General features: G+C 48.3%; 26 protein-coding genes. 9 read left to right on the top strand and 17 right to left on the bottom strand.

Going from position 1 to position 23481, the window contains the following annotated elements:
- Positions 1–7: 7 nt before the first annotated feature.
- The gene (locus tag QMA09_RS01805; protein WP_290211793.1) at positions 8–1510 is read right to left on the bottom strand and encodes a class I adenylate-forming enzyme family protein; all 1503 of its coding nucleotides are present in this window, start codon (positions 1508–1510) and stop codon (positions 8–10) included.
- 314 nt (positions 1511–1824) lie between these two features.
- On the opposite strand from QMA09_RS01805, the gene katA reads away from it, so the two are divergent.
- Positions 1825–3291, top strand: a complete 1467-nt coding sequence (katA, locus tag QMA09_RS01800) for a catalase KatA (RefSeq protein WP_290211792.1) — start codon at positions 1825–1827, stop codon at positions 3289–3291.
- Between the two features lie 100 nt (positions 3292–3391).
- On the opposite strand, the gene QMA09_RS01795 is transcribed toward katA, so the two are convergent.
- Entirely contained in the window at positions 3392–4789 is a 1398-nt protein-coding gene (locus QMA09_RS01795; protein WP_290211791.1) for a protoporphyrinogen oxidase, read from the bottom strand.
- A 158-nt stretch (positions 4790–4947) separates the two neighbouring features.
- Here QMA09_RS01795 and QMA09_RS01790 point away from each other — a divergent pair, with 158 nt between their 5' ends.
- The gene (locus QMA09_RS01790) at positions 4948–5508 is read left to right on the top strand and encodes a nitroreductase family protein (RefSeq protein ID WP_241666169.1); all 561 of its coding nucleotides are present in this window, start codon (positions 4948–4950) and stop codon (positions 5506–5508) included.
- Positions 5509–5668: 160 nt separating this feature from the next.
- Here the strand turns inward: QMA09_RS01790 and QMA09_RS01785 are convergent, their stop codons facing one another.
- The 5 genes from QMA09_RS01785 to QMA09_RS01765 form a co-directional block, all read right to left on the bottom strand.
- Positions 5669–6043: a VOC family protein gene (locus tag QMA09_RS01785; protein WP_135503390.1), complete on the bottom strand. Its 375-nt coding sequence runs from the start codon at positions 6041–6043 to the stop codon at positions 5669–5671.
- 158 nt (positions 6044–6201) lie between these two features.
- Entirely contained in the window at positions 6202–7005 is an 804-nt protein-coding gene (coaW, locus tag QMA09_RS01780; protein ID WP_135503392.1) for a type II pantothenate kinase, read from the bottom strand.
- 194 nt (positions 7006–7199) lie between these two features.
- Positions 7200–8735 (bottom strand): solute symporter family protein, encoded by a 1536-nt coding sequence (locus QMA09_RS01775; RefSeq protein ID WP_135503394.1) that lies wholly within the window; start codon positions 8733–8735, stop codon positions 7200–7202.
- Positions 8732–9136 carry a DUF485 domain-containing protein gene (locus QMA09_RS01770; RefSeq protein WP_135503396.1) on the bottom strand — a complete coding sequence of 135 codons (405 nt, stop codon included), beginning with the start codon at positions 9134–9136 and terminating at the stop codon, positions 8732–8734. Before QMA09_RS01770 ends, QMA09_RS01775 begins: the two co-directional genes overlap by 4 nt.
- A gap of 188 nt (positions 9137–9324) precedes the next feature.
- On the bottom strand, positions 9325–10320 hold the full coding sequence (locus tag QMA09_RS01765) for a S8 family peptidase (protein ID WP_290211790.1): 996 nt from the start codon (positions 10318–10320) through the stop codon (positions 9325–9327).
- A gap of 216 nt (positions 10321–10536) precedes the next feature.
- On the opposite strand from QMA09_RS01765, the gene QMA09_RS01760 reads away from it, so the two are divergent.
- Entirely contained in the window at positions 10537–11616 is a 1080-nt protein-coding gene (locus tag QMA09_RS01760) for a saccharopine dehydrogenase family protein (RefSeq protein WP_290211789.1), read from the top strand.
- Positions 11617–11688: 72 nt separating this feature from the next.
- On the opposite strand, the gene QMA09_RS01755 is transcribed toward QMA09_RS01760, so the two are convergent.
- The 3 genes from QMA09_RS01755 to QMA09_RS01745 all read right to left on the bottom strand — a co-directional run bounded on the left by QMA09_RS01755 (position 11689) and on the right by QMA09_RS01745 (position 13720).
- Positions 11689–12438 carry an ABC transporter permease gene (locus QMA09_RS01755; protein ID WP_135503402.1) on the bottom strand — a complete coding sequence of 250 codons (750 nt, stop codon included), beginning with the start codon at positions 12436–12438 and terminating at the stop codon, positions 11689–11691.
- Positions 12435–13166, bottom strand: coding sequence for an ABC transporter ATP-binding protein (locus tag QMA09_RS01750; RefSeq protein WP_290211788.1), 732 nt, complete (start codon positions 13164–13166; stop codon positions 12435–12437). The genes QMA09_RS01755 and QMA09_RS01750 overlap by 4 nt, the downstream gene beginning before the upstream one ends.
- 62 nt (positions 13167–13228) lie before the next feature.
- Positions 13229–13720, bottom strand: a complete 492-nt coding sequence (locus QMA09_RS01745; protein WP_290211787.1) for a ferritin — start codon at positions 13718–13720, stop codon at positions 13229–13231.
- A 265-nt stretch (positions 13721–13985) separates the two neighbouring features.
- Here QMA09_RS01745 and QMA09_RS01740 point away from each other — a divergent pair, with 265 nt between their 5' ends.
- From QMA09_RS01740 to QMA09_RS01730, 3 genes are read left to right on the top strand one after another with little or no spacing between them, the layout of a single operon-like run.
- Entirely contained in the window at positions 13986–14747 is a 762-nt protein-coding gene (locus QMA09_RS01740) for a GTP cyclohydrolase II (protein ID WP_135503409.1), read from the top strand.
- Positions 14734–15837, top strand: coding sequence for a bifunctional diaminohydroxyphosphoribosylaminopyrimidine deaminase/5-amino-6-(5-phosphoribosylamino)uracil reductase RibD (gene ribD, locus QMA09_RS01735; RefSeq protein WP_290211786.1), 1104 nt, complete (start codon positions 14734–14736; stop codon positions 15835–15837). Before QMA09_RS01740 ends, ribD begins: the two co-directional genes overlap by 14 nt.
- Positions 15834–16406, top strand: a complete 573-nt coding sequence (locus tag QMA09_RS01730) for a 5' nucleotidase, NT5C type (protein ID WP_135503413.1) — start codon at positions 15834–15836, stop codon at positions 16404–16406. The genes ribD and QMA09_RS01730 overlap by 4 nt, the downstream gene beginning before the upstream one ends.
- Positions 16407–16448: 42 nt before the next feature.
- On the opposite strand, the gene QMA09_RS01725 is transcribed toward QMA09_RS01730, so the two are convergent.
- The 5 genes from QMA09_RS01725 to QMA09_RS01705 form a co-directional block, all read right to left on the bottom strand.
- Positions 16449–16814 (bottom strand): nuclear transport factor 2 family protein, encoded by a 366-nt coding sequence (locus tag QMA09_RS01725; RefSeq protein WP_135503415.1) that lies wholly within the window; start codon positions 16812–16814, stop codon positions 16449–16451.
- A 114-nt stretch (positions 16815–16928) separates the two neighbouring features.
- Positions 16929–17222 (bottom strand): hypothetical protein, encoded by a 294-nt coding sequence (locus QMA09_RS01720; protein ID WP_290211785.1) that lies wholly within the window; start codon positions 17220–17222, stop codon positions 16929–16931.
- Between the two features lie 86 nt (positions 17223–17308).
- Entirely contained in the window at positions 17309–18247 is a 939-nt protein-coding gene (locus QMA09_RS01715; protein WP_356778771.1) for an NAD(P)/FAD-dependent oxidoreductase, read from the bottom strand.
- Positions 18248–18353: 106 nt separating this feature from the next.
- On the bottom strand, positions 18354–19463 hold the full coding sequence (gene hisC, locus QMA09_RS01710) for a histidinol-phosphate transaminase (RefSeq protein ID WP_135503421.1): 1110 nt from the start codon (positions 19461–19463) through the stop codon (positions 18354–18356).
- Positions 19464–19580: 117 nt separating this feature from the next.
- The gene (locus QMA09_RS01705) at positions 19581–20465 is read right to left on the bottom strand and encodes a DMT family transporter (RefSeq protein WP_290211784.1); all 885 of its coding nucleotides are present in this window, start codon (positions 20463–20465) and stop codon (positions 19581–19583) included.
- Positions 20466–20612: 147 nt separating this feature from the next.
- On the opposite strand from QMA09_RS01705, the gene QMA09_RS01700 reads away from it, so the two are divergent.
- Positions 20613–21341, top strand: a complete 729-nt coding sequence (locus QMA09_RS01700; RefSeq protein WP_135503425.1) for a SurA N-terminal domain-containing protein — start codon at positions 20613–20615, stop codon at positions 21339–21341.
- A 48-nt stretch (positions 21342–21389) separates the two neighbouring features.
- On the opposite strand, the gene QMA09_RS01695 is transcribed toward QMA09_RS01700, so the two are convergent.
- On the bottom strand, positions 21390–21668 hold the full coding sequence (locus QMA09_RS01695) for a DUF6509 family protein (protein WP_135503427.1): 279 nt from the start codon (positions 21666–21668) through the stop codon (positions 21390–21392).
- A gap of 170 nt (positions 21669–21838) precedes the next feature.
- Between QMA09_RS01695 and QMA09_RS01690 the strand changes: the two genes are divergently transcribed.
- Together QMA09_RS01690 and QMA09_RS01685 are read left to right on the top strand one after the other, a co-directional pair.
- On the top strand, positions 21839–22486 hold the full coding sequence (locus QMA09_RS01690) for an SDR family oxidoreductase (protein WP_135503429.1): 648 nt from the start codon (positions 21839–21841) through the stop codon (positions 22484–22486).
- Positions 22487–22573: 87 nt separating this feature from the next.
- Positions 22574–22960, top strand: a complete 387-nt coding sequence (locus QMA09_RS01685; RefSeq protein WP_241666170.1) for a nucleotide excision repair endonuclease — start codon at positions 22574–22576, stop codon at positions 22958–22960.
- A 64-nt stretch (positions 22961–23024) separates the two neighbouring features.
- Here QMA09_RS01685 and QMA09_RS01680 read toward each other — a convergent pair whose 3' ends face one another.
- The gene (locus tag QMA09_RS01680; RefSeq protein WP_290211783.1) at positions 23025–23447 is read right to left on the bottom strand and encodes a GNAT family N-acetyltransferase; all 423 of its coding nucleotides are present in this window, start codon (positions 23445–23447) and stop codon (positions 23025–23027) included.
- Positions 23448–23481: the final 34 nt, after the last annotated feature.

The following is a 23481-nucleotide window of genomic DNA, read 5'->3' as shown; positions in this document are numbered from 1 at the left end:
AATACACTTATTTTGCTTGTTCCGCCGGTTTGCGCAGCGTATGTTTCAGTACTTTTCCTGAAGCGTTTCTTGGCAATTCATCCATGAATTCCACTTCCAGCGGCACTTTGTATTTCGCCAACTGGGTGCCGCAATATGCTTTGACTTCTTCTTCGCTGATGGCCTGCCCCGCTTTTACGACCGCATAAGCTTTCGGCACTTCGCCGTAAACTTCATGCGGCACCCCGACAACCGCCGCCTCCAGCAGCTGCGGAATCTGGTAAAGCACTTCTTCCACTTCCACCGGGTAAACGTTCTCGCCCCCGCGGATAATCATGTCTTTCTTACGGTCCACTATATACAATAAACCCTCTTCATCAAATTTCCCTAAATCCCCACTGTAAAGCCAGCCGTTTTTAATGGCTTGGCGAGTCGCTTCTTCATTGCGCAGATAGCCTTTCATGACTTGCGGGCCTTTAACCGTTATTTCACCCACTTGCCCAGCTGGCAGCGCTTCCCCGAATTCGTCCACCACCTGTATTTCTGTCAGCGGCAGCGCTTCTCCCACCGAACCGATTTTTTCCAATGCCAAATGGTCTTTCAGCGATGAAGCAGCGGGCGCATTTTCTGTTTGCCCGTAGCAATTCTGTACAGCCACTTTCGGAAACGCCTCTTTCAGCTGCTTCACCAGCTCATAAGGCATCGGTGCTGCGCCATAACAGAACAAGCGCAGCGAAGACAAGTCTCTGCTTTTAATATCCGGACGGTTCAAAAGAATGCTGTACATCGCCGGCACCCCGAAGAACATGGTCGGCTGCTCCGACTCCAATGTCTGCAAAGTTTGATCCGGCGAAAATGCTTCTTCGATGACGAGCGAGCCGCCTTTTGCCGTAACCGGTGCTGCGAACACGTGGCTTGCCGCGCAGTGGAACAAAGGCGTTGAAATCAGCATGCGGTCATTAACGGTGACGGACAGCGTCTCCGCCCAGATGTCTGCTGTTGCGCCAAGATTGGCATTGGTCAGCATGACGCCTTTCGGTTTCCCGGTAGTGCCCGATGTGTACATGACCACCGCTGTATCATCGCCAGCCAGTTTGACAGGTTTGAATTCCGGCTGCTCTTCCTCCATTAAACGTTCGAACGCTCCGTCTGTACCGATTTTCAGCACATCTTGAAATTTGTGTTCTGTCTTTTTGATCACTTCTTCTATTTTCTCTTCGTAGATCAGCGCTTTTGCCTGCGAGTTCGAAAAGATATACTCCACTTCGGGTGCAGCCAGTTTTGTGTTGATCGGCATGGCGGTAAACCCTCCCAGCTGAATGCCGAAATAGCATACCAGGAACAAATCGGAATTCAGCGCATACAAAGCGATGATGTCATCTTTTCCGTAGCCTTTTTGCTGGAAATAAGCGGCCACGCTCTTGGCTTTCCTGTAAAACTCACGATACGTCATTTCTCTGCCTTGAAAAGAGGTATAGACTTTATCCGGCTGCGTTTTTGCGTATTCAGCAATGCTTTCTGTCATAAACATGCGCGACATCCCCTTTGGAATCGAATGGCCGCCTGGCTTTTTGATGGCGGGTAAACCGGCTGTAAGTGCTTACAAAATACAGTTTTCAGAAAACTCTTTCTATCCTTTATCTTATCGGCTTTTATTTTGGATTGCAATGGATTGATTGTCTTCGAGTTTAAAATTCAAACCTCAGTTTAAAATATTGTTTTAATCTTTCGCATACCCCTTCTTTATTTATAATGATTATCATTAAGAATTGATTTTAATGTGGAAACTGTTATCATTGGTAAGGTAGTGTTTTACACAAATACAGAGAACGAGGTGTTCGATTCATGAGCCAAGACAAACAAGGTTTAACCACTAATTGGGGCGCCCCAGTCGGAGACAACCAAAACTCACAGACAGCCGGACAACGCGGACCTGTCCTATTGCAAGATGTCCATCTGCTTGAAAAATTAGCCCATTTTAACCGCGAACGTGTTCCTGAGCGTGTCGTCCATGCCAAAGGTGCAGGCGCCCACGGTTATTTTGAAGTGACAAATGACGTAACGAAATATACGAAAGCTGCTTTCTTGTCGGAAGTCGGCAAAAAGACGGACATATTCGCACGCTTTTCCACCGTTGCTGGCGAAACCGGTTCTGCCGACACAGTGCGCGACCCACGTGGATTCTCATTGAAGTTTTACACGGAGGAAGGAAACTACGATCTAGTCGGTAACAACACACCGATTTTCTTCATTCGCGATGCCATTAAATTCCCGGATTTCATCCATACGCAAAAACGCCATCCACAAACCCATCTTAAAAACCCTGACGCTGTGTGGGACTTCTGGTCGTTATCACCGGAATCGCTTCACCAAGTCACTTATTTGATGGGCGACCGCGGCATTCCTGCGACGCTCCGCCATATGCACGGATTCGGCAGCCACACGTTCAAATGGACAAACGCTGAAGGCGAATCGGTATGGGTGAAATACCATATGCTGACGGAACAAGGCATTAAAAACATCACGCAAGACGTAGCTGACAAAATTGCCGGCGAAAATCCGGACTATCATACGGAAGACTTGTTCAACGCAATCGACCAAGGCGACTTCCCAGCTTGGAAAATGTATGTTCAAATCATGCCTTTGGAAGAAGCGGATACATACCGCTTCGACCCGTTCGATGTCACGAAAACGTGGTCGCATAAAGATTACCCATTGATCGAAGTCGGCCGCATGGTCTTGGACCGCAATCCGGAAAACTATTTTGCAGAAGTGGAACAAGCGACATTCTCCCCTGGTACATTGGTTCCCGGTATCGATGTCTCGCCTGATAAAATGCTGCAAGGCCGTTTGTTCGCTTACCACGATGCACACCGCTACCGTGTAGGCGCCAACCACCAGATGCTGCCAATCAATGCACCGAAAAATCAAGTCAATAATTATCAGCGCGACGGCCAGATGAACTTCGGCAAAAATGGTGGGGCTTCTGTCTATTACGAGCCGAACAGCTTCAGCGGCCCCCAGGAAACTGCTGCTGCTAAACCTGCTCCGCTTGCTGTTGAAGGATTCACGGATTCTGTCGCTTACCTGCAAGATGATTTCTATACACAGCCTGGCGATCTTTACCGCCTGCAAAGCCCGGAAGAACAAGATCGTTTGGTTGCGACGTTCGTCGGCAATCTAAGCGCAGTCACGTTAGAAGAAATCAAAATCCGCCAAATCAGCCATCTATATAAAGCCGATGCTGAATTCGGTACGCGCGTTGCTGAAGGATTAGGCCTTAAAGTACCTGCTTTTTCTGAAACGCTATAATCAATTAGCTGAACCATTCTCAATTAGCTGCCGCTTCTCTCAGAAGCGGCAGCTTTTCTATGCAAAAAGGAAGCGGCTCCTTATAGGCCGCTTCCTTTTTTCAATTTTGCTGTTTTAATTGATTTGCAATAGCTTGAGCTACTTCTTTGCCGTTCTGAATGCATGCGCCGATGCCGACCCCATAATAAGAGGAGCCCGCCAAATGGACATTCGGCACCACAGCGGCCATCTTCATTTCCAATGCATCGACCGCAGCTTTATGCGCCATATGGTAATTGGGCATAAGCCCTTTCCAATTGGTCACTTCGACTGTCGTCGGCTGCGCTTCGATCTGCAGGCTTTTGCGAATATCGGACAAGGCCACTTTCACCAATTCCTCTTCAGACAAGGCTGTCAAACCTTCGTAAGCCGGATTCGAACTCTTATAAAAGAGACGGACAAGCAAGTGGTTGCTGCGTGAGGTATGGTTCCATTTCCGGCTGGTCCACGTGCAGGCATTGCATAAAATATCACTGCCTTCCGATACGATAAACCCGGTGCCGTCTTTCGGCAAGTTTTCATCCGCAATATCAAATCCCAGATAGATACTGATTAGCGAGGAATTCGTCAATTTCTGGAATTCCTCATCCAGCTCCTCAAGACCCAACACTTGCTGCGCCACTTGATGCGGTGTTGCGAAGACGACAAAATCAGCTCCAATGACGTTTCCGCCCGCCAGTTCAATCACGTAGCCGTCGCCTTGTTTGACAATAGTAGAGACCGGGTCCTCTTTCACGATTGTGGTAGCATGAAGCGTTTCTTCAAGCCGGTCGATCAACACCGACATCCCTTTATCAAATGAAATGAATTTCTTGTTCGCCGCCCCTTGGAAATGGGCTTTATTGGCCTCGAATCCTTTGATGATGCTGCCGTAATCATTTTTGTAATCCACCAGATAAGGCAGCGTGGTGGCCAGTGTCAAATCGTCCAGGCTGCCGGAATAAACGCCAGACAATACAGGCGCTATCTGCTTCTCCACCAATTCTTCGCCTAGAAACGCCTTTAGAAATTCCCCGAGTGAACTATTGCGTGTGAACGTTTCGTTTTTGCTTTCAAAGTCTTTCAATGCTTCCAGCTTGCCTTGTTCCGATACTAGCGTAGAGCTGAACAACGCTTCTTTGTCCATCGGAATCCCGAAGACACTGTCTGCTGGAATTGCGTGTAATTTGTTATTGGCGTAAAGATATGAAATACCGGTGCCGTTGTAGACGACCCTGTCCTGCAGCCCCAATTCTCCTACAAGCTCCAGAACACTTGCATGGCGCGCGACGATTGAATCCGCTCCGGTTTCCATGATGAACTCGCCATTGTCCACTGTGCGGATTTTCCCGCCCAGCTGCGCCTCCCCTTCAATCAGCACAAGATCCAATTCAAGGTTCTGGTCCTGCTTCAGCTTTTCCAAATAATGCGCGGCTGATAATCCCGTAATGCCGCCCCCGATGATTGCCACTGTCGCCATATCCAATCCACTCCTTACTTATGGTTACTATTCTATCAACAAATCTCTTTAGCCGCAGAACATAATTTGTCTTTTTTGACACGCTTTTATTGCGTTTCCTCCTGCACACTGGTTTGATTAAGATAGAAACATTTAAGTTGATAGAGGAGGACGCGCGCATGATGAACCCTATAGATCAAAACATTATCGGACGCCGGTCAATAAAGAAATTCAAGCCGGATCCGATTGATACCGAAGAAATCATTGATTTGCTGAATGTCGCCAGATGGGCCCCAAACCATACGCTCAATGAACCTTGGCGTTTTCAATTATACACTGGAGCGGGCAAAGAGAAATTCGTTCAGGCTTTCTTGGATGCCATGACCCAAAAGGATGGCACCATTCCGCAGACAGCACTCAACAAAGCACAGTATTTCCGCTCGATTCCGGTGCACGTCGTGGCCATCATGCCAGTAGATCCCCGGCAGCGCCGCTGGGATGAAGATTTCGGCGCAATTTCTTCATTGCTGCAAAATTTTCAGCTTGCGGCGTGGGAACGCGGGATCGGCATGATTTGGCGCTCGAACGACTGGATCTACAATCCGGTCTTCCGCAACGCAATCGGGATTGCGCCAGCTGAAAAAATAGTCGCCACGATGATGATCGGCTACCCGCAGCACGTGCCGGAACAAGGCCAACGCACCGACATCCGCAACAAACTGACGATTATAGACAAATAAAAGAAGGCGTTCAGACGCCTTCTCAGATTAGAGACTAAAGAGGTTTTGGAATGCATTTTCCGATGCCTCTTTTTCCATATAAAAAAGGCTGTAGCCGCCTCGCATCGATTGAGTTTGTCTACAGCCTGAAAGAGCTCTACGAGTCCTTTTTGCGTTGAATTCACTTTTCCATAACCGCAAAATAATTATCTTCATTGTCCGCAAAGTTGAACACTTTGCCTGAAGGCATATCTACAATTCCCCCGACTGTAATGTTCTTCTCTGTAAACTCTTTGAACAGCTTTTCTACATCTTCCGTGAAAAACATCAAAGAAGGCGTACCTAAGTTTAATCCCTGCGACATTTTTTCGACTGTTTCTTTGTCATGCAGAACGATGCTCGTTTCAGCACCCTCAGATGGAGCAATTTCAATCCATCTCATTCCTTGGCTTTTCTCATCGGCGACTACCGCAAACCCTAATTTTTTTGACCAAAAATCCACCGCTTCATCTTGATTGTTGACGTATAACATAACCTGGCCAACTTTACTGATCATTTTTTCAGCTCCTTATTAAGATGATGGAATCGCATTTATTCTATCTTAATTTATATTTCAGAACATTTAAATAGTCTTTGGCTTTTTTTGTTTTTTGACACCTCCTTACTTATCATAAAAAACAAAAAGACCGTCAGCAATGGCTGATGGTCTTTGGTTCATTCCAAACTCTTCATTGCCCCGACTGCTCCGGAAAATTCACCATTCTCCAGAAATAGCGGAATCGAGCCCCTTAAAATCGTGTAGCTTTCCACCACTTGTTTGAGCAGCGCATTTTCAATAAATGAAGAACCGATATAAATAATAGTTGAACTGCTGCATTGGCGCGCTGCCTGGACACTGACCGTGCTGACGGTTTCTCCGACAAGTCCAATGACAGTTGCCAGCAATTCTTCAACAGACAATTCACTGGATATCGAAAAAAGGTCCTGGCCGAAATTGCTCGCTGTCAATTCGCCTGATATCGGCGGCTCTTTGCCTTCGTAAATATGCTTCACTTTTAAATCGATGCGCTCTCTGGACCCATTGCTTGCCAGTCTCACAATTTCATCGAAATCAGTCAAGCCTGTCAGCAAATGGCTCAGACCGATCAATGTACCGCCGCCGATGCCTGTCCCGCCCAGCCGTTCCTGGGTATTGTTCTGAATGCAATGGATAGAAGTCCCGGTGCCTACATTGGTCACCAAATAAGCGTCATCACTGCGCCCCATCTTTTCAAGAAGATACTGCACCCCTAAATGCGTCGCTTCGAATTCAACCATTTCGGCCGTTTCTTTTGTTAAGAAAGAACGGAGAACACCGGATTTTCCGCCAGTTACGCAAATAGCCGCTTGGTCCAGCCCATTTATCCAATCAGCTACCTGTTCCATTTCCGCAATCGGGTATTTTGCAAAGTGAATTTCCCCCGCTTCTGCGTAAGCCACTTTGATCAACGTCCCGCCTGCATCAATTCCAACTATCATTATTGCACCTGCTCCTTCTGGAAATTCCAGCTAATATGAGTTATATCTCAAGAAATTTTACCACAATAATGGTATTCGCGAAATTTTTTTGCCGGAAAACGATGGAAGACGCGCGTTCGAAAGAAAGTGGGCACTTATACACAACAAAACCGCCTGTCCATTGAAGGACAAGCGGCGTCTTTAGATGGGAATGATTATAGCTGTCTGAAGCCGCCTGTGTTTGCGCGGACATTGACTTCGGAGAATTTCTTCTCGTTGGCTTCTTTCGACAACAAGGTGCCGACGACTCCACCCAGGAATCCAAGAGGGATGGAAACGATGGCGGGATTGGTCAGCGGGAAGAGCGGTGTGCCGGTAATAATGGCAACCCCAGCTTCCGGGTTCATGACGCTTGGGCCGATTGATACCAGAACAAGCGCAGACACCAGTCCAGTAAGAATCGCTGAAATCGCTCCAGTCGTATTAAATTTCTTCCAGAAAATCGTGTAGACGATAACCGGTAAATTGGCACTGGCTGCGATACAGAATGCCAACGACACCAAAAATGCTACGTTCAGGCTCTGGGCAAAAATCGCCAGGATAATCGAGAACACCGAAACGCCGACAGATGCATAGCGGGCTGCAAGCATCTGCTGCCGTTCTGTCGCTTGGCCTTTTTTGATGATCTGGCCATAAATATCATGGGCGAACGCGGATGCCCCGGTCAATACCAGGCCAGCCACAACCGCCAGAATTGTCGCAAAAGCCACTGCTGAAATGAACGACATCAGGATATCGCCGCCTAAAGCTTGTGCAAGAAGCGGTGCCGCCATATTGCCGGCAGGGTTGGTGCTGATGATCGTTTCAGAGCCGACGAATGCCGCAGCACCAAAACCAAGGAAAATGGTCATAACATAGAAAATGCCGACTATCCACGTTGCCCACATAACAGAGCTTCGTGCCGTTTTTGCGTCACGCACTGTGAAGAAGCGCATGAGGATGTGAGGCAGTCCAGCTGTACCAAGGACAAGTGCCAGCATGAGCGAAATGGTATCCAACGGAATTTTGTATTTCACACCGGGATTAAGGAACGCTTCTCCATGCGGTGTCGCCGTTTTCACTTGTGCGAACATTTCCAGGATGCTGAAGTCGAAACGCTGCAAGACCAAGAACGACAAGATGACTGTACCAATCATCAGCAGCACTGCTTTGATGATCTGCACCCAGCTTGTCGCGGTCATGCCGCCAAACAGAACGTAGATCGTCATCATAAAGCCAACCAGCAAGACAGCCCATAAATAATCGATGCCGAATAATAATTGGATCAACGCGCCGGCACCGACGAGCTGCGCAATCATATAGAAGATGACAATCGTGATAGAGCTAAGTGCCGCAGCACCGCGCACTTTCTTTGCGTTAAAACGTGCGTTGATCATGTCCGCCAGCGTGTATTTCCCCAAATTGCGCAGGGGTTCCGCTACGACGAACAAAACGACGAGGTAGGCCACTAAATAACCGATTGAAAACAGGAATCCATCAAAGCCGAATAACGCAATCGAACCCGCGATCCCTAAGAATGACGCCGCAGACAGATAATCCCCGGCAATTGCCAGACCGTTTTGCCAACCGGTCAATCCGCCTCCAGCGGTGTAGAAATCACTCGCTGAATTGGTGCGTTTCGCTGCATAATACGTTATGACGAGAGTCATCGCAACGATGACTAAAAAAATGATAATGACGGTTGCGTTCATCGGTTTTCCTCCTCGTCATAATTGAATTCTTTTAATGTATCATGCGCCATTTCATCAAATTTCGATGCGCGTTTCATGTAAACGGTTACGAGAATCCACGTCATTGCGAAAAGGCCGAAGGCGAATACCCACACCCATGAAATATCGCCGATGAAAGGCGCGCTTAGCCAGTCGGTATAGGAAATGACGAGGTTGAATAATAGATACAAGCCTAAAAATAAGACTGTGGTCGAAATCAAAAACGCCTTTTTCTTCTTCATCAATTCCCGGAAACTGGCCGATGCTTCGATTGCTTCAAAATCCGGGATATGGCCCGCTTCTCGTTTATTCGTTGCTATTTTCGCCTTGTCCTGGCCCGTTGCAGGAACCGAAACATTATTTCCCGTTGCCGTTTTCGCCATACTCAACACCCCTTTTTATTTATATTTTCTGAACATACAAACTATTAAAGCACTTAACTTTTACCAAGTCAATGCGTTAAATGGTATAGATGGCATTAAATACCATTCCAATTAATGGAATATAATATGCAAAAAAGCCCGGCTGTTGTGGCCAGCAACCGGGCTCTGATTCATGCTTTTGCTTCTCCTCAATTTCCACGCTGGTTTTCTTGGCCGAACGAGGAATTGAACAGCTTGAACAATTGTTCAAATTTGCTCAGGATATCCAGTGCCAGCAGACCGTTTCCTTCCGCTGTCTTCGGATAGCCGAGCGGCACTGTGCGGCGCACGAGCTGCGCGTATAATTCCGCTTCCGTCAGCTCACGCGCGAATTCCATTTCTGCAATGTTCTTGATCAAGACCAAAGCGCCAGAAATATGGGGTGTTGCCATCGAAGTCCCGGACAATGTCGCATATTGGCTGCCGGGATAAGCAGAGTAGATATTGATGCCAGGTGCAACAATGTCGATTTCGTTGTTCGTATTGCTGAACGGTGCTATTTTCCGGCTAAAGTCGACTGCCCCTACTTGAATGACTTCGCCATATGCGCCCGGATAAGCGAATTCATCGGTCGAGTGGCTGTCGTCCCCTTCATTGCCGGCAGCACAAACAATGGGAATGCCATTGTCGACCGCTCTCTTCACGGCATCGTGTAGTTCAGCCACATTATCAGGGCCGCCTAGCGACATCGAGATAACCGTCGTTTTTTCGCCATTCGGCCCGCGCCAATCAATCGCGTAATGGATACCGTTAATAATGCCCTCATAATCACCGGACCCTTCCCCGTTCAGCACTTTAAGGATCAGCAACTGTGTTTCCGGGGCAACACCCACGATTTTCCCATTCGGGCGCAACGAGGCCGCCACTGTTCCAGCTACATGTGTGCCGTGGCCATTATTATCAGAAAAGTCATTGGCATCGCTATTGAAGTCAGCAGTGAAGTTCCGTCCGCTGATGATTCTGCCCTGAAGATCCGGATGATCCGGTTGGCATCCCGTGTCCAATATCGCTACAACCGTGCCTTTGCCGTGCTGAGCCTGTTCCCAGACCGCAGGTGCTTGGATCATCCGCACACCTTCCGGAATTTGCGGGGCTGCTGCCTCGATTGCTTCCACCCGAAAAGGGATTAAATGAATATCATGCATAAAAGCGCCTCCTTATCATTCATTCTAATTCCGCCTGCTGTCCGCTGCTGCTAATTGGCCTTTCTCCTGCTATTAGTTCTGTTCTATTTTCCCTTGAAATTCCCTTTTTATTTCCCGGGAAACATTTCTGCAGTCTTTTGCACGATGCATAAATAAGCTGCAGAAGAGGTTTTTTAGACACGCTACAAGAATTGTATAGGAAGAGGAGGTTTTAAAATGAATGGAAATTGGCTGATTTACGGGGCATATGGCTATACAGGCGAGCTGATTGTACAGGAAGCGGTGCGCCGGGGGCTGCATCCGGTAATTGCCGGGCGCAATGCTGAGAAACTGGCAGTATTAGCTGCACAATTCCAATTGGAAACACGAACCTTCCCTTTGGATGGCCGGGCGCATGAACATTTGCAGAACATCGATCTTGTGCTGCATTGCGCAGGGCCTTTCAGCGAAACGAGCAAACCGATGATTGAAGCTTGTCTGGCCTCAGGCGCTCATTACTTGGATATTACTGGGGAAATCCCCGTCTTTGAACATACACACGCACAACACGAACGGGCAATTGCTGCTGGCGTCGTCCTTTGTTCCGGGGTTGGCTTCGATGTTATCCCGACAGACTGCACCGCCTTGAAATTGAAAGAAATCCTGCCGGACGCCACGCAACTGGCACTGGGCTTCGACTCGGATTCTGGCATATCTCCAGGCACCTATAAAACCGCGGTCCGGGGTCTTGGCTCTGGCAGCGCTGTGCGCCGGAACGGGAGGCTTACGACAGTGCCACTGGGCAGCCAGCATCGCCGGATCGACTTCGGAAGGGGCACCAAGTCTGCCATCGGTATTCCGTGGGGCGATGTCGCCACCGCCTTTTATACAACCGGAATCCCGGATATTTCGACATGGATTCCGATGCCGCGGGCAGCCGTTTTCGGCGCACGCCTGTCAAATGCCTTGCGCCCAGTACTTGCTTCAGGTCCGGTGCAGCAAAAACTCAGCACTTGGGTGGAGCAAAACGTCAGCGGCCCCGACGAAACGCTGCGCAAAAATTCACCCGCCTTCATATGGGGCGAAGCATCGAATGCAGCCGGCCTCCGGAAATCCGTGCGCATCCAAGTGGCGAATGTTTACGACCTGACCGTCTACGGCGCTTTGGAAACGGTGGGACGCCTATTGAATGGCAGCTTTCCTGCTGGCAGCTCGACGCCGGCCCGCCTATTCGGCTCACAGCTGATAGAAGCTCTTCCCGGTTCCGGGAAATTTGAGATTGACACGTTCTATCCTTCTTCCACCAATAAAAGCTGATGTATACAAAAAACAGACCCTAAGCATGCCCAAGTTTATGGGCACGCCTAAGGTCTGTTCACCTTTGTCTGGTCAGCTTTTTAAAATCTGCATTCTTTTATTGAATAAAGTCGGATAAGACAGGAACCCAAGCATGATGCTAGTCACGGATGCAGTCGTCAACAATAAAAACATGATTAACAGCTGGAATTGGACCGCTTGGATCGGGTCTGCCCCTGCAATGATTTGACCGCTCATCATTCCGGGCAGCTGAACAAGCCCGACAGTCTTTTGGCTTTCAATCGTCGGGATCATGCTGGCTTTGATCGACCGGATCAGCTGCCTATGGATCGCCTGTTTCGGTGTTCCGCCAAGCGACAGGATCAATTCGGTCTGGTCTTGGTGCGATTCCACTTCCGCTGTAAAGCGGTTAAGGAAAAGAATCGACAGTACCATTGAGTTCCCGATGACCATGCCGCTGATCGGGATGATGTATTGCGCCGTAGGCGGGGTGATGTTAAAGCCGATAAGGATGCCTTGCGTCAACACCTCCACGAACACTAACGTAACGGCAACCTTAAGCGTAATGCCTTGGATTGATGCCCCTTTTTTCTGCGCGTTATGGGTGGCTGCAACGACCATTAGCGTGACCATCAGAAAAACATAGATCAAGCTGCTGGAATCGAAGACGAATTTCAAGACATAGCCGACGGCCAGCAATTGGATAATTGAACGCACCGTGGCGACTACCGTATCTTTTTCCAAACCCAGTTTAAAGGTTTTTGACAAAATGAGCGGAATCAGTACGAAAATCAGCGTTAAAGATAAAGTGAAATAACTCATTTCGCTTCCCCCTTCACAAAACGCCTAACTTGGTCATTATGCGGGTCGTTCAGTAATTCACTTTCCCCGGTTTCAATGACCTCGCCATCCATCATCACCCAAGTGTAATCGCCGATCTCGAGTGCCTGTTGGAGGTTATGCGTAATCCAGATGATGGTGGTGCCGTATTTTTCATTTATTTTCACGATCAATTCCTCTATTTCCTTTAACGAGGTGCGGTCCAATGAGGAGGTGATTTCATCCAGCAGCAGCACTTTGGGTTTGTTGACAAGCGTTCGCGCAATCGATACTTTCTGGCGTTGTCCGCCAGACAAGTCTTTCACATTGCGGTTCAGCAAATCTTTTGCCAGGCCGACATCTTCGAGCAACGCTTCCGCTTCTTCAACAGGCAGTTTCTGGTTCTGCAATTCCAATGGCAGATTCAAATTATCGTAAACAGTCCCGCTGACCATCGGCGCACTTTGCAGCGCAATGCCCACCATGCGGCGCAAATCCACGGGATTGAACTGGTTGACCGCTTCACCTTTGATGTACAATTCTCCTTCATCCGGTGACAGCAGGCCATTGCATAATTTCAGCAAAGTCGTCTTTCCGGCACCGGAAGGCCCGACCAGCGTCGTTATTTTCCCTTCAGGAAATGAACCGGTTATGCCTTTCAAAATACGGAAATCCCCAATGCTGAAACCGACATGGTTAAAATGAATAGCCGGCTGGTAATCGATTGTCATGCAAATCACTTCCTTTTCAAAATGAAGCGGCACACAAATTGATGTGTACCGCCGCGTTGTGCCTACAATTTTCGTTCAGCGAATTCATCGTCCATTTTCAGGAAGTATTCGCCGCCTTCTTCAATTTGCTTTATGCGGGTGATGAGATCCCGGAAGGTTTTTTCTTCCTCCGTCTGCTCTTCGATGAACCAATCCAAAAACGATAACGTTGCGTGTTCCTGAAGTTCGCCTGCCAATGTTACAAGCGCATAAATATTGCTCGTCACGTCTTTTTCCTGCGCTAAGGAACTTTCCAATACATCCAGTGCGCTTTCGAAATGATTTTTAGGTTCATTCAATGCTTGAAGCACCGGCTTTTCGTCCATCGCCGCTAAGTAATGGTAGAACTTCATCGCATGTTGATGCTCTTCCTGTGATTGAACTAAATAGAAATTGGCGAATCCGTGGTACCCTTTTTTCGAAAAGTAAGCAGCCATGGCCGTATATGTGTGAGCGGCCTGTAATTCGTTATTGAACTGATCGTTTAACGCCAAAGTCAATTTTGCTGGTAACATGTGTATTCCTCCTCTTCCTTATTTATAATCATTCTAATATAGATAATATAACACATCGCTTTCGTGCCTGCCAAGTAATTGAGAATTTATTAATTTAATTGAGAATGAAAATCATTTAAACAGTTATTTACTTTAATTATTAACGATAATAATTATCATTTGTAGAAAAACGGAATAAAAAAGGAGCTTATAACTTACTTTTAGTAAGTAGTTAGAGTATAATAACCATTAGATGTATAGAAGCGTATTTTAAGGGGGAAATCCGATGACGTCAATGAAACTCGAACCGGCAGTATTGTCGGTATTAAAAGATAAAATCCAATTGATCAAAATGGACGAAGAAGCGATTTACTTGGTAGGCCCGATCCGCTTGCCGGTCAGCCTCAATGGCGCCACCGTTGAATTCCAGTGGTACAGCTGGCTGAAGCACGATGAAGTGACAGAGGATTATGGCAGCATCATTGAAAAATTATCTTCTTCCAACTTGGCTGAATACCAGCAGTCGAGCGTGCTTGTTTACGGTGATTTTAAAAACAGCGAAGATGCGCTGATCCGCATGCATTCGATTTGCCACACCGGCGATATTTTCGGCAGCAAGCGCTGCGACTGCGGCTTCCAGCTGAAGCAGTCGATGCAGCAGATCACCGACCACGGTTCAGGCGCCTTGTTTTACCTGGCGAACCATGAAGGGCGCGGCATCGGCCTGTTCAGCAAGGCGATGGCGTATGTCCTGCAGGAGAACGGCTACGATACAGTCGAAGCGAATGAAAGCCTGGGCTTTGTCGACGATTCCCGGAATTACGAAGACGCCATTGCCGTATTGAAGCAATTGCGCACAAAACCGGTTACGTTGATGACCAATAACCCGAAAAAACTGACGGCACTTGAAAATTCCGATTTGGCGATTGCCGGAAGAGTGGCTCTTTGGGGCGACAAATCGGAATACAACGAGAAGTACCTGCAGACAAAAATCAGCCGATCCGGCCATTTGGAAGAATTGGAGGACGAAGCACATGCCGCAAGATGATTTTTACATGGCGCTTGCCATCAATAATGCCAAATCGATGAAAGGCCAGACAGAGCCGAATCCGCTCGTCGGATCGGTCATCGTCAACGGCGGCCGCGTTGTCGGCATCGGCGCCCACTTAAAAGCGGGGGAACCGCATGCCGAAATCCACGCCCTGCGCATGGCCGGCGATGCCGCACGCGGCGGCACCATCTATGTCACATTGGAACCTTGTTCGCATCACGGCCGCACCGGGCCATGCGCGGAAGCGATCGTAAACGCCGGATTGAAAAAAGTGGTGATTGCCACACTGGATCCGAATCCGTTGGTTTCCGGCAACGGCGTGGCGATACTCGAACGCGCCGGAATCGACGTAAGGGTTGGCGTATGCGAAGAAGAAGCGCGCCAAATGAATGAAGTGTTCAATCTTTTCATCACCGAAAAACGGCCCTTTATCACATTAAAGGCGGCTTCGACTTTAGATGGCAAAATCGCTACCCGCTCGCTCGATTCAAAATGGATCACGTCAGAAGAAGCGCGCCTGGATGTCCATCAGCTGCGGAGCGAAAACCAAGCGATTCTTGTCGGTGTCGGAACTGTCGTCGAAGATGATCCTGAACTGACGGCACGCATACCGGATGGGCGCAACCCGCTCCGGATTGTCTTGGATTCGTCGCTGAGGATTTCCCTCGACTCGAAAATTGTGGCAGACGGCCTTGCTGAGACTTGGATTTTCACTGCCCAAAAAGTGGATCCTGAGAAAAAAGCCGTATTGGAACAGCTTGGAATTTCCGTTTTCGAAACAAGCGGCTTGAAACAAGTCGATGTCCGCGATGTTGTCCGCATCTTAGGCGAAAAATCCATTTCTTCGTTGTTCATTGAAGGCGGCGGCACGGTCAATGCGGCTTTTCTTGAAGCCGGCTTGGTAGACAAAACGGTCTTTTACTTTGCACCGAAACTGATCGGCGGCAAACAGGCGCCCACGTTCATCGAGGGCATGGGTTATGATTTGATGAAAGACGCCGTCGAGTTGGAACGCGGTGAATTTGTTAAAATCGGCAAAGACTTTAAGTTTACAGGCTACCCTGTCAAAAAGGAGCAAAACTTATGAAATTCGGATTTGATATCGACGATACATTGATCAATTTGCGGGAATACGCTTTTGGGCTTTACCAGGAAAAGCTTGGCCGGAAAGTCGACGCATCCCATTTCCACGAACTTGACCGTGTGGAAATCCATACGCTCTTCGGCATGACCGATGAAGAAGGCCATCATATGTGGAATAGCGTGCTGGAGGAATTGTATTATACGGAATGCCCGATTTACCCGGGAGCAGTTGAATTGCTTCAAAAACTGGAACGCCAAGGGCATGAAATCTATTACTTGACCGCCCGCCCTGGAAAACATGCAGAACGCACAAAAACGTGGATGAAGCAGCAGGGCTTTCCGGTTGCAGACAGCCGTTTTTATTGCGGCATGAAAGATGCTGAGAAAGTCCACATCATCGAAAAGCTCGAACTCGATTATTATTTTGATGACAAGCCTGCGGTTGTGGAACATTTAACACGCGGCTCGCTGACCGTAGTGATGAAAGATCAATCCTATAATCGCCACTTGGCGCATCCCCGCATTGCGCATTGGGATGAGCTGGAGCCTCTCCTGTCAAAAAACCGAAACTGAAAACAAAAATCCCTCGCCTGATTTCTTCCAGGCGAGGGATTTTCAAATTTTATCTTCCTCGCTTAACCCGCTGCTGCCGAAAGCATCGTCCAGCGTATCGTAGCGCGCAATTTCACATACTTTGTTATTTTTTATCTCCATATACGTATAGATGACCACTTCGCCGCGTTCGTCATCCCACGTGCCTACCTGCTCATAAATCACTTTATCCCTTTTTGCGTAACGGTTTCGGGTGACCAAGTGGATATGCGAGTTTTCCACCCATTGCTTCAATGTGTCGTGCCCTACCGCACTGCCTGCCGGACCGATCATTTCGATATTGTGGTCAGAAACCGCCAATACGCCATCAACATCCTTGGCATTTACCCGTTCGACCCACTTGTCAGCCGTCTCAATGATGTTCTGCATGCCTTGTCTCCTCCATCCCGTTTTTTCGCACTATTTTCTGAATTTTAACATAAATTCGTGTTTTCAGCAGTAAATTAATGAGCAAAAAGAAAAAGCCGCAGATTTCTCCAGGCTCTAATAATGCGTATTCTTCAACTTTTTAAAGGTTTTCACAAAATGGCCCGGATCTTCGTGGACTCTATATGTGATGACCCCTCTATGGGTATGCAGATACAGCAGTTTCGCATCTTGCGAAAAGGATTTATAGGAAACATCCCAGACGTTCGGCAGTTTGAAGACCGACGCCGAAGCGACCACTTCATCTTCAAACAATTGAAGATGGTATTCCCGCTGGATGATCCGCATCTCCCCCGCTTCGATAAACCGTTCCGTATCGATGTAAACGATTGATGACAATAACCCCGGCATGCCGATCCGCCTCCTCGGGTGTTCGTTTTATAAATTTTAACGCAACTGTCCTGCGCCATGCAATCAAATCGGGTCATCCGTGCGAATCAGACGTCATCCTCTTCATGGAACTCAGTGTCGAAATATTCATTGGTCAAGTCGCCATTTATGCCGATGGCAGCGGCGCTTCCTTCACCGGCCGCAATGATGAGCTGCGAAGGGACGATCAGAGACGCGTCGCCCGCGGAATAGACGTTCCAGACGTTAGTGCGGCCATAGCCGTCCGTCAGGATGCCGCCGTGGGCATTCAAGCGGCAGCCGAGCTTTTTGGCAAAAGGCGTAGCATGGCTCCAGCGCGGCGTGACAAATCCGCCGCGCCGGTCAATCAAGGTGCCGTCTTCAAGCCGCACGCTGCGCAATTGCCCTTCTTCACCTTCAAGGCCATCGATCACGTCTTCGTAGACGACGATCCCTTTCGCCTCCAGCTTGTCGCGGTCTTCCAGCTCCAAGCGCCCTTCCCCGTCTGTAAACACCACCAAGTCCCTGCTCCATGTAAAGACTTTTTTCGCCAGTTCAAATACGTTCTTATCCGCGATGACCGCAAGCGGCTGATCCCGAAGTTCCCAGCCGTCGCAATACGGGCAGCTGAACAAGCTGGTGCCATAATAATTTTCAATATCCGGTATATTGGGCAGCTCTTCTTTCAGTCCCGTTGCGAGCAGGACTTTGATGCTGTGGTAAACTTCCCCTTTTGCCGTCGTCAATACATAATGGGTATCGGTCACATGTTCGATATCGGCAATCCGGTCTTTCTTCAACTCGACACAATCGTATTTAGCGACTTCTTCATACGCCAGCCGCTTGAATTCCGATGGCTGGATGCCGTCCCGGGTGATAAAGCCGTGGGATGCACGGGTCACCAGGTTCCGGCCGTGATTGTCATCGAAAATCAATGTCTTCCTCCGCGATCTTCCCAGCACCAAAGCAGCGTTCAAGCCCGCGGGCCCGCCGCCGATTATTACACAATCGTATCGCATGTCAGCCATCCTCCATAACTTGCTTTATCCCATAAATTTTCCCGCTATGGAGGGCCCGTAAACGTCGTCCAGCCGAAAAACAGCGCTGAACCCAAATGGATTCAGCGCTGCCGATTTATGCCTGTTTGGCCAATAAGCCATTCAATACTTCAATGAAGAATTCGTTTTCTTCCGGCGTGCCGACCGAAACGCGGATAAATTCCGGCAAGCCCCATGTTTTGCCGTAGCGGACAATGACGCCTTGCGCCATGAGGGCTTTATAGATTTCCTCGCCGTTCGGGCCGACTTCCACCAAAACGAAGTTCGCTTCGCTTTCCGTATACTTCAAACCCAGTTCTTTAAACGTTTTATAGAAGAGCTCGCGCCCTGCTTTATTGGCTTCACGAGATGCTTTTACGTGTTCCGTATCCGTGATTGCAGCTGTAGCGGCTGTTTGCGCTAATGCATTGACGTTAAATGGCTCTTTCACTTTCAGCACCGATTGGATGATTTCTTCCGGTGCGATGCCGAAGCCCACGCGCAGTCCCGCAATGCCGTAAATTTTCGAGAACGTCTGCAGCACGATGACCGGGTATCCGGCTTTGGCGAATTCAACACCTTCTGTGTATTCCGGCACATCAGCGAAGTGGCTGTAAGCCCCGTCAATAACAACCAGGATATCATTCACCGAGTTGAGCACTTTTTCGATATCCGCTTTGGCCATGATTGTGCCCGTCGGATTGTTCGGCGTACAGATATAAATGATTTTGGTTTTATTCGTAACAGCAGCTAAAATGGCATCCACGTCAAACTCAAAGTTCTCTGCGAATGGCACCGGCACCACTTTTGCCCCCATGATGTGCGCCCCAAAATCGTATTCACTGAATGAAGGCGACGGCACGATGATTTCGTCCCCTTGTTCCAAAAACGCTTCCGAAACGAGCGTGATCAATTCGTCTGCACCGTTTGTCGGAATGATTTGCGACGTTGTTACACCGTATTGTTCGGCAATGGCTGTTTTTAAAGCCGTCGCATCAGCATCGGGGTAACGGTTCAATTCCGACAAGCTCTTTTTGATCGCTTCTACTGCCTTCGGAGAAGGGCCAAGCGGATTTTCATTTGATGCCAATTTAATGACGCGGTCCAAGCCCAATTCTTTCTGTACTTCCCAAATTGGTTTGCCCGGCGAATAAGGCTGGATTGTATCCAAAGTTTTACGCGGTAAGATGTTTTTTCTGATTTCCATATGAGCGCCTCCCGATGATGGTTTCCATTGTTTGAATGTTTATTTAAATACAATTATAACTATACCAGTCATTGGGCTTTTGCGGCACCTGAAATTACTTCCATGCCATTCAAGAAGCTACGGCAGCACTTGCCTGCGAGGGCGCTTATTGACTAAGTAGATGCTGAGAATGATTAAACATAGCCCCACTGCGAGTGTATTGGTAACTTCTTCACCCATGAATACCGCACCAGCCAGGACGGCAATAAGCGGCACCAAAAATGTGAAGGCCGCCACCTTGCTGGCCTCGCCATTATTCATCAAGTGAAAATAGATGACAAAGGCAATCGGCACACCCAATGTCGCACCGAACCCGAGTCCGATGAAATAAGGCAGGTTCCACATGATTTCCGAACCATCCTCAAAAAAGCTTCCTATAGCGAGCAGCACTGCACCGCCAATCAGAAATTGCATGGACACCATCCACATCGAATCAACCCGCTTGCCCACCTTTTTCACATAGATGACGCCGAGCGCCCAACTGAGCGCCGCCGCCAGCGCCATGATGATGCCAACCATTGATATAGCGCCAGTTAAGCTGTCCGCGCTAATTGCCAATATGCCGAAAAAGCCGACCAGAAGTCCAGAAAATTTCAAGATGGTCATGTTTTCCCCCAGCCAGAGCCAAGCAAAAATACCGATCAGGACTGGCTGGCAGTAGACCACGACCGAAAACAGTCCTCCCGGCAAGTATTCCAGCCCTGCAGTTTGCAATCCGTAGAAGAGCACCGCATTGAACAAAGCGGAAATGCAATATGCCGGCCAATTTTCCCGCCACCTTAAGCGTTTCCATGCAGGCAGCAAGACAATAGCCAAAAGCAGTCCGCCTAAAAAAGAGCGTGCTCCAGCAAATAAAATCGGTGGGGTGTAGTCGAGCGCCATTTTGTAGATCGACCAGCTGACACCCCAAATGAGCACCAGAAAAACCAATAAAAAGGTGGCGCGGTTGAAATATCTGCTCACTTCACTATCTCCAATCAACTGATTTCTAATGCTGTTTCCATTATACAGAATGTGCCGTCCCTCTTGGCGGCAATGCCGAACTATTTGTAACCTGCTGTGAAATATGGTTAACTGTAACGAGACAAAGTGAAGAGGAGTTTTTCCTATATGATCAAGAAAATGAAATTCGTATTTGCGCCCCTGCTGCTAGCAGCCGTGCTTGGCGCATGTTCAGATAATGAAGAAGCTGCACCGAAAGAAGATACAGCAAAAGCATCAGAAGAGCAGGCAGCTGCGGGAGAAGAGACAAAGCTTGACCTGCCAGCAGAAGAAGATGTTGTGGTTGTGGTCAACGACGAAGAAGTGTTGGGCAATGTCTATAATAGCGTGGCGCGCCAGCTAGAAACTTCAATGGCGACGCAAGGCACTGACGTGAAAGAAGAAGAAAATGCCAAAATGGTGAAAGATCAAGCCATCGATGTCATTGTCGGCAATAAACTGATTTTGCAGGATGCTGCAGATAAAGGGCATAAAGCAGATGATGCCGTAGTCAAAGAACGCCTTGAAGAGCTTAAGGGACAATTTGAAAGCGAAGACGCCATGAATGAGGCACTTAAAGAAAGCGGCTATTCGATGGAAGATATCGAACAACAGCTCAGCGAACAGATTACGTATGAAGCATATGTTGCCGAAGAATTGAAAACTGAAGAAATCACGGATGAGGAATTGAAAGCGGCCTACGACCAATTCAAATCGACATCAGAACAGGAAGCTCCGCCTTTCGAAGAAATGGAGCCAATGATTCGCCAGTCGCTTGAACAGGAAAAATCTCAGGAAGCTGTTGCTAAACGCATTGATGAATTGAAAAAAGATGCAAAAATTGATGTGAAAATCTAATGATCAAGCCCCCCGGCCAAATTGGCCGGGGGGCTTTTCATTGTGTTTTTATAGTTTTTCTTGGCAGAACGCAAGAACTTCTTGCTCTTCGTCTTCTTCAAGAGCGAATTCCAAAATTTCTTTGGAAAGTTTATCCACAAAATTATAATGTGCAATACGCGCGCCATTGTCGTCAACCGCTAAGATTACACGCAGCTCAAGGCCGCCAGCCGTATACAGTTCGTCGTCTTCATCCACTTCAACATCTACCAAAAATTCATACCGGTTTCCCACCATAATGCCGGTCGGATCTTGTATTGCATGAAAACTAAAATTTGAAAATTCCATTCTAAACACCTCCATTTCCTTATTTTAGCCTGTCTGCAGTTTTTTGGATAGCATAAGCCGAAAAAACGGGATGCCGCTTTTCACCATTCCCTCACAAAATGTCCGTTTACCTTAAGTTCTCAAGGGAATACTCATAAAAGACATAGTTTACAGAAGGAGTGGAAATAAACATGAAAGTATTGGTAATTGGAGCAAATGGCCAAGTAGGCCGCCACATTGTAAAAGAATTATCTGATTCTTCGCATGACGCCATTGCGCTTGTCCGAAAAGAAGAGCAAGCTGCGCATCTTAAAGAACTGGGAGCTGCGGATGTAGTCATCGGCGACCTGGAAAAAGATTTCAGCTCGGCATTCGACAACGCGGACGCAGTCATTTTTGCAGCAGGGTCCGGCCCTTCGACAGGTGCGGATAAAACCCTCACAATCGATTTATGGGGCGCTGCCAAAGCAGCAAAATACGCAGAAGATAAAGGCGTGAAGCGCTTTGTTCAGCTCGGCTCAATGGGTTCGGCAGATCCGGATTCAGGCGGCGAGGAAATGAAGCCCTATCTGGTGGCTAAACGCACCGCAGACGACCTTCTTCAGGCAACCAGCCTGGATTACACGATCGTCCGCCCAGGCGCGTTATCCGATGAAAATAAAACAGCGCACATTGAAGTGTCCGCTGACGGATTCACGTCAATCGGCGATCGCTCGATTCCGCGTGCCGACGTCGCGCACATCCTTGTGGAAGTACTGGATCGCCCAAACACCTACCGCAAAACATTTGAAGTGCTCCAAGGCAGCAACGAAGCTGGCGCAGAACTCGATTCCCTCTAAACATCAGCCGGCACAGGCGCAGAAAACAGCCAATGGATTTCTGCGCCTTTTTGTGGTATTATAGGCATTACGATAATAGAGGACGTGATAAATATGATTAATATTCAACCACCAAAAGCGGATGTGACAATCACACAACGCAAACAGGAAATCATCGGCGACGAGGCTGTCGTCAAACCGCTTTACGGGTTTATCGACCTGCATGAGATTCCGCGCGACAAAGGCGGCATCATCCAGTTCTTTAACCACAGCGGCGATTTATTGTTTGTCGGCAAAGCCCGCAAACTTCGCCAACGTGTTAAAAAGCATTTTGAAGACAGCGTGTCACCATTGAAAAACCATCGCGATGAAGTTTACCGCATCACGGTATCCATCGTTGAAGACCCAATGGAACGCGACATCTACGAAACATATTTGATCAACACGCAGAAAGCGAAATACAACGTTGATAAAGTGTTTTATCAAGAACAATAGCCTGTTTCAAACCCCAGCATCGATTTGATGCTGGGGTTTGTTTTTTCTATAGGCCAAACCTTTTTCAGTCCGCCAGCCGCTTCTCGAAATAATGCTGGCTGTGCCCTTCCGGATGGTCATGCAGCACACCGAACTCCCGGAATCCTTGTTTTATATAGAATTCAGGCGCCTGAAAACTGAACGTATCGACTACCAATAGCCGGTACTGGCGCTCACGGGAATATTGCTCGATTGCCCGCATCAATTGTTCGGCAATCCGCTGGCCGCGGCATTGCGGGTCCACCCACAAGAAATCGATGTGCATATGGCCCCAATATGCCGTTCCCGTGACGCCTCCCAGGATCTCACCCCCGCTTCCGCGGACAACAAACCCGATTGGCCCGCCAAGTGCACGCGCATGTTCGCCCAGCTTCTGCATATTATGCTCAATTACTTTCGAGCGGATAAAGTCCCGCTCTTCCTGTCCATTTGACTGGATGATTTCCATTTCCAATTCCCCCTTGATCGCCTTTTGCAGATTC

The sequence above is a fragment of the Planococcus sp. APC 3906 genome, from assembly GCF_030407685.1.
GTDB classification, from domain to species: Bacteria; Bacillota; Bacilli; order Bacillales_A; family Planococcaceae; genus Planococcus; species Planococcus koreensis.
Note: the sequence above shows the minus strand (reverse complement) of the source record. Positions and strands in the feature narration are given on the sequence as shown.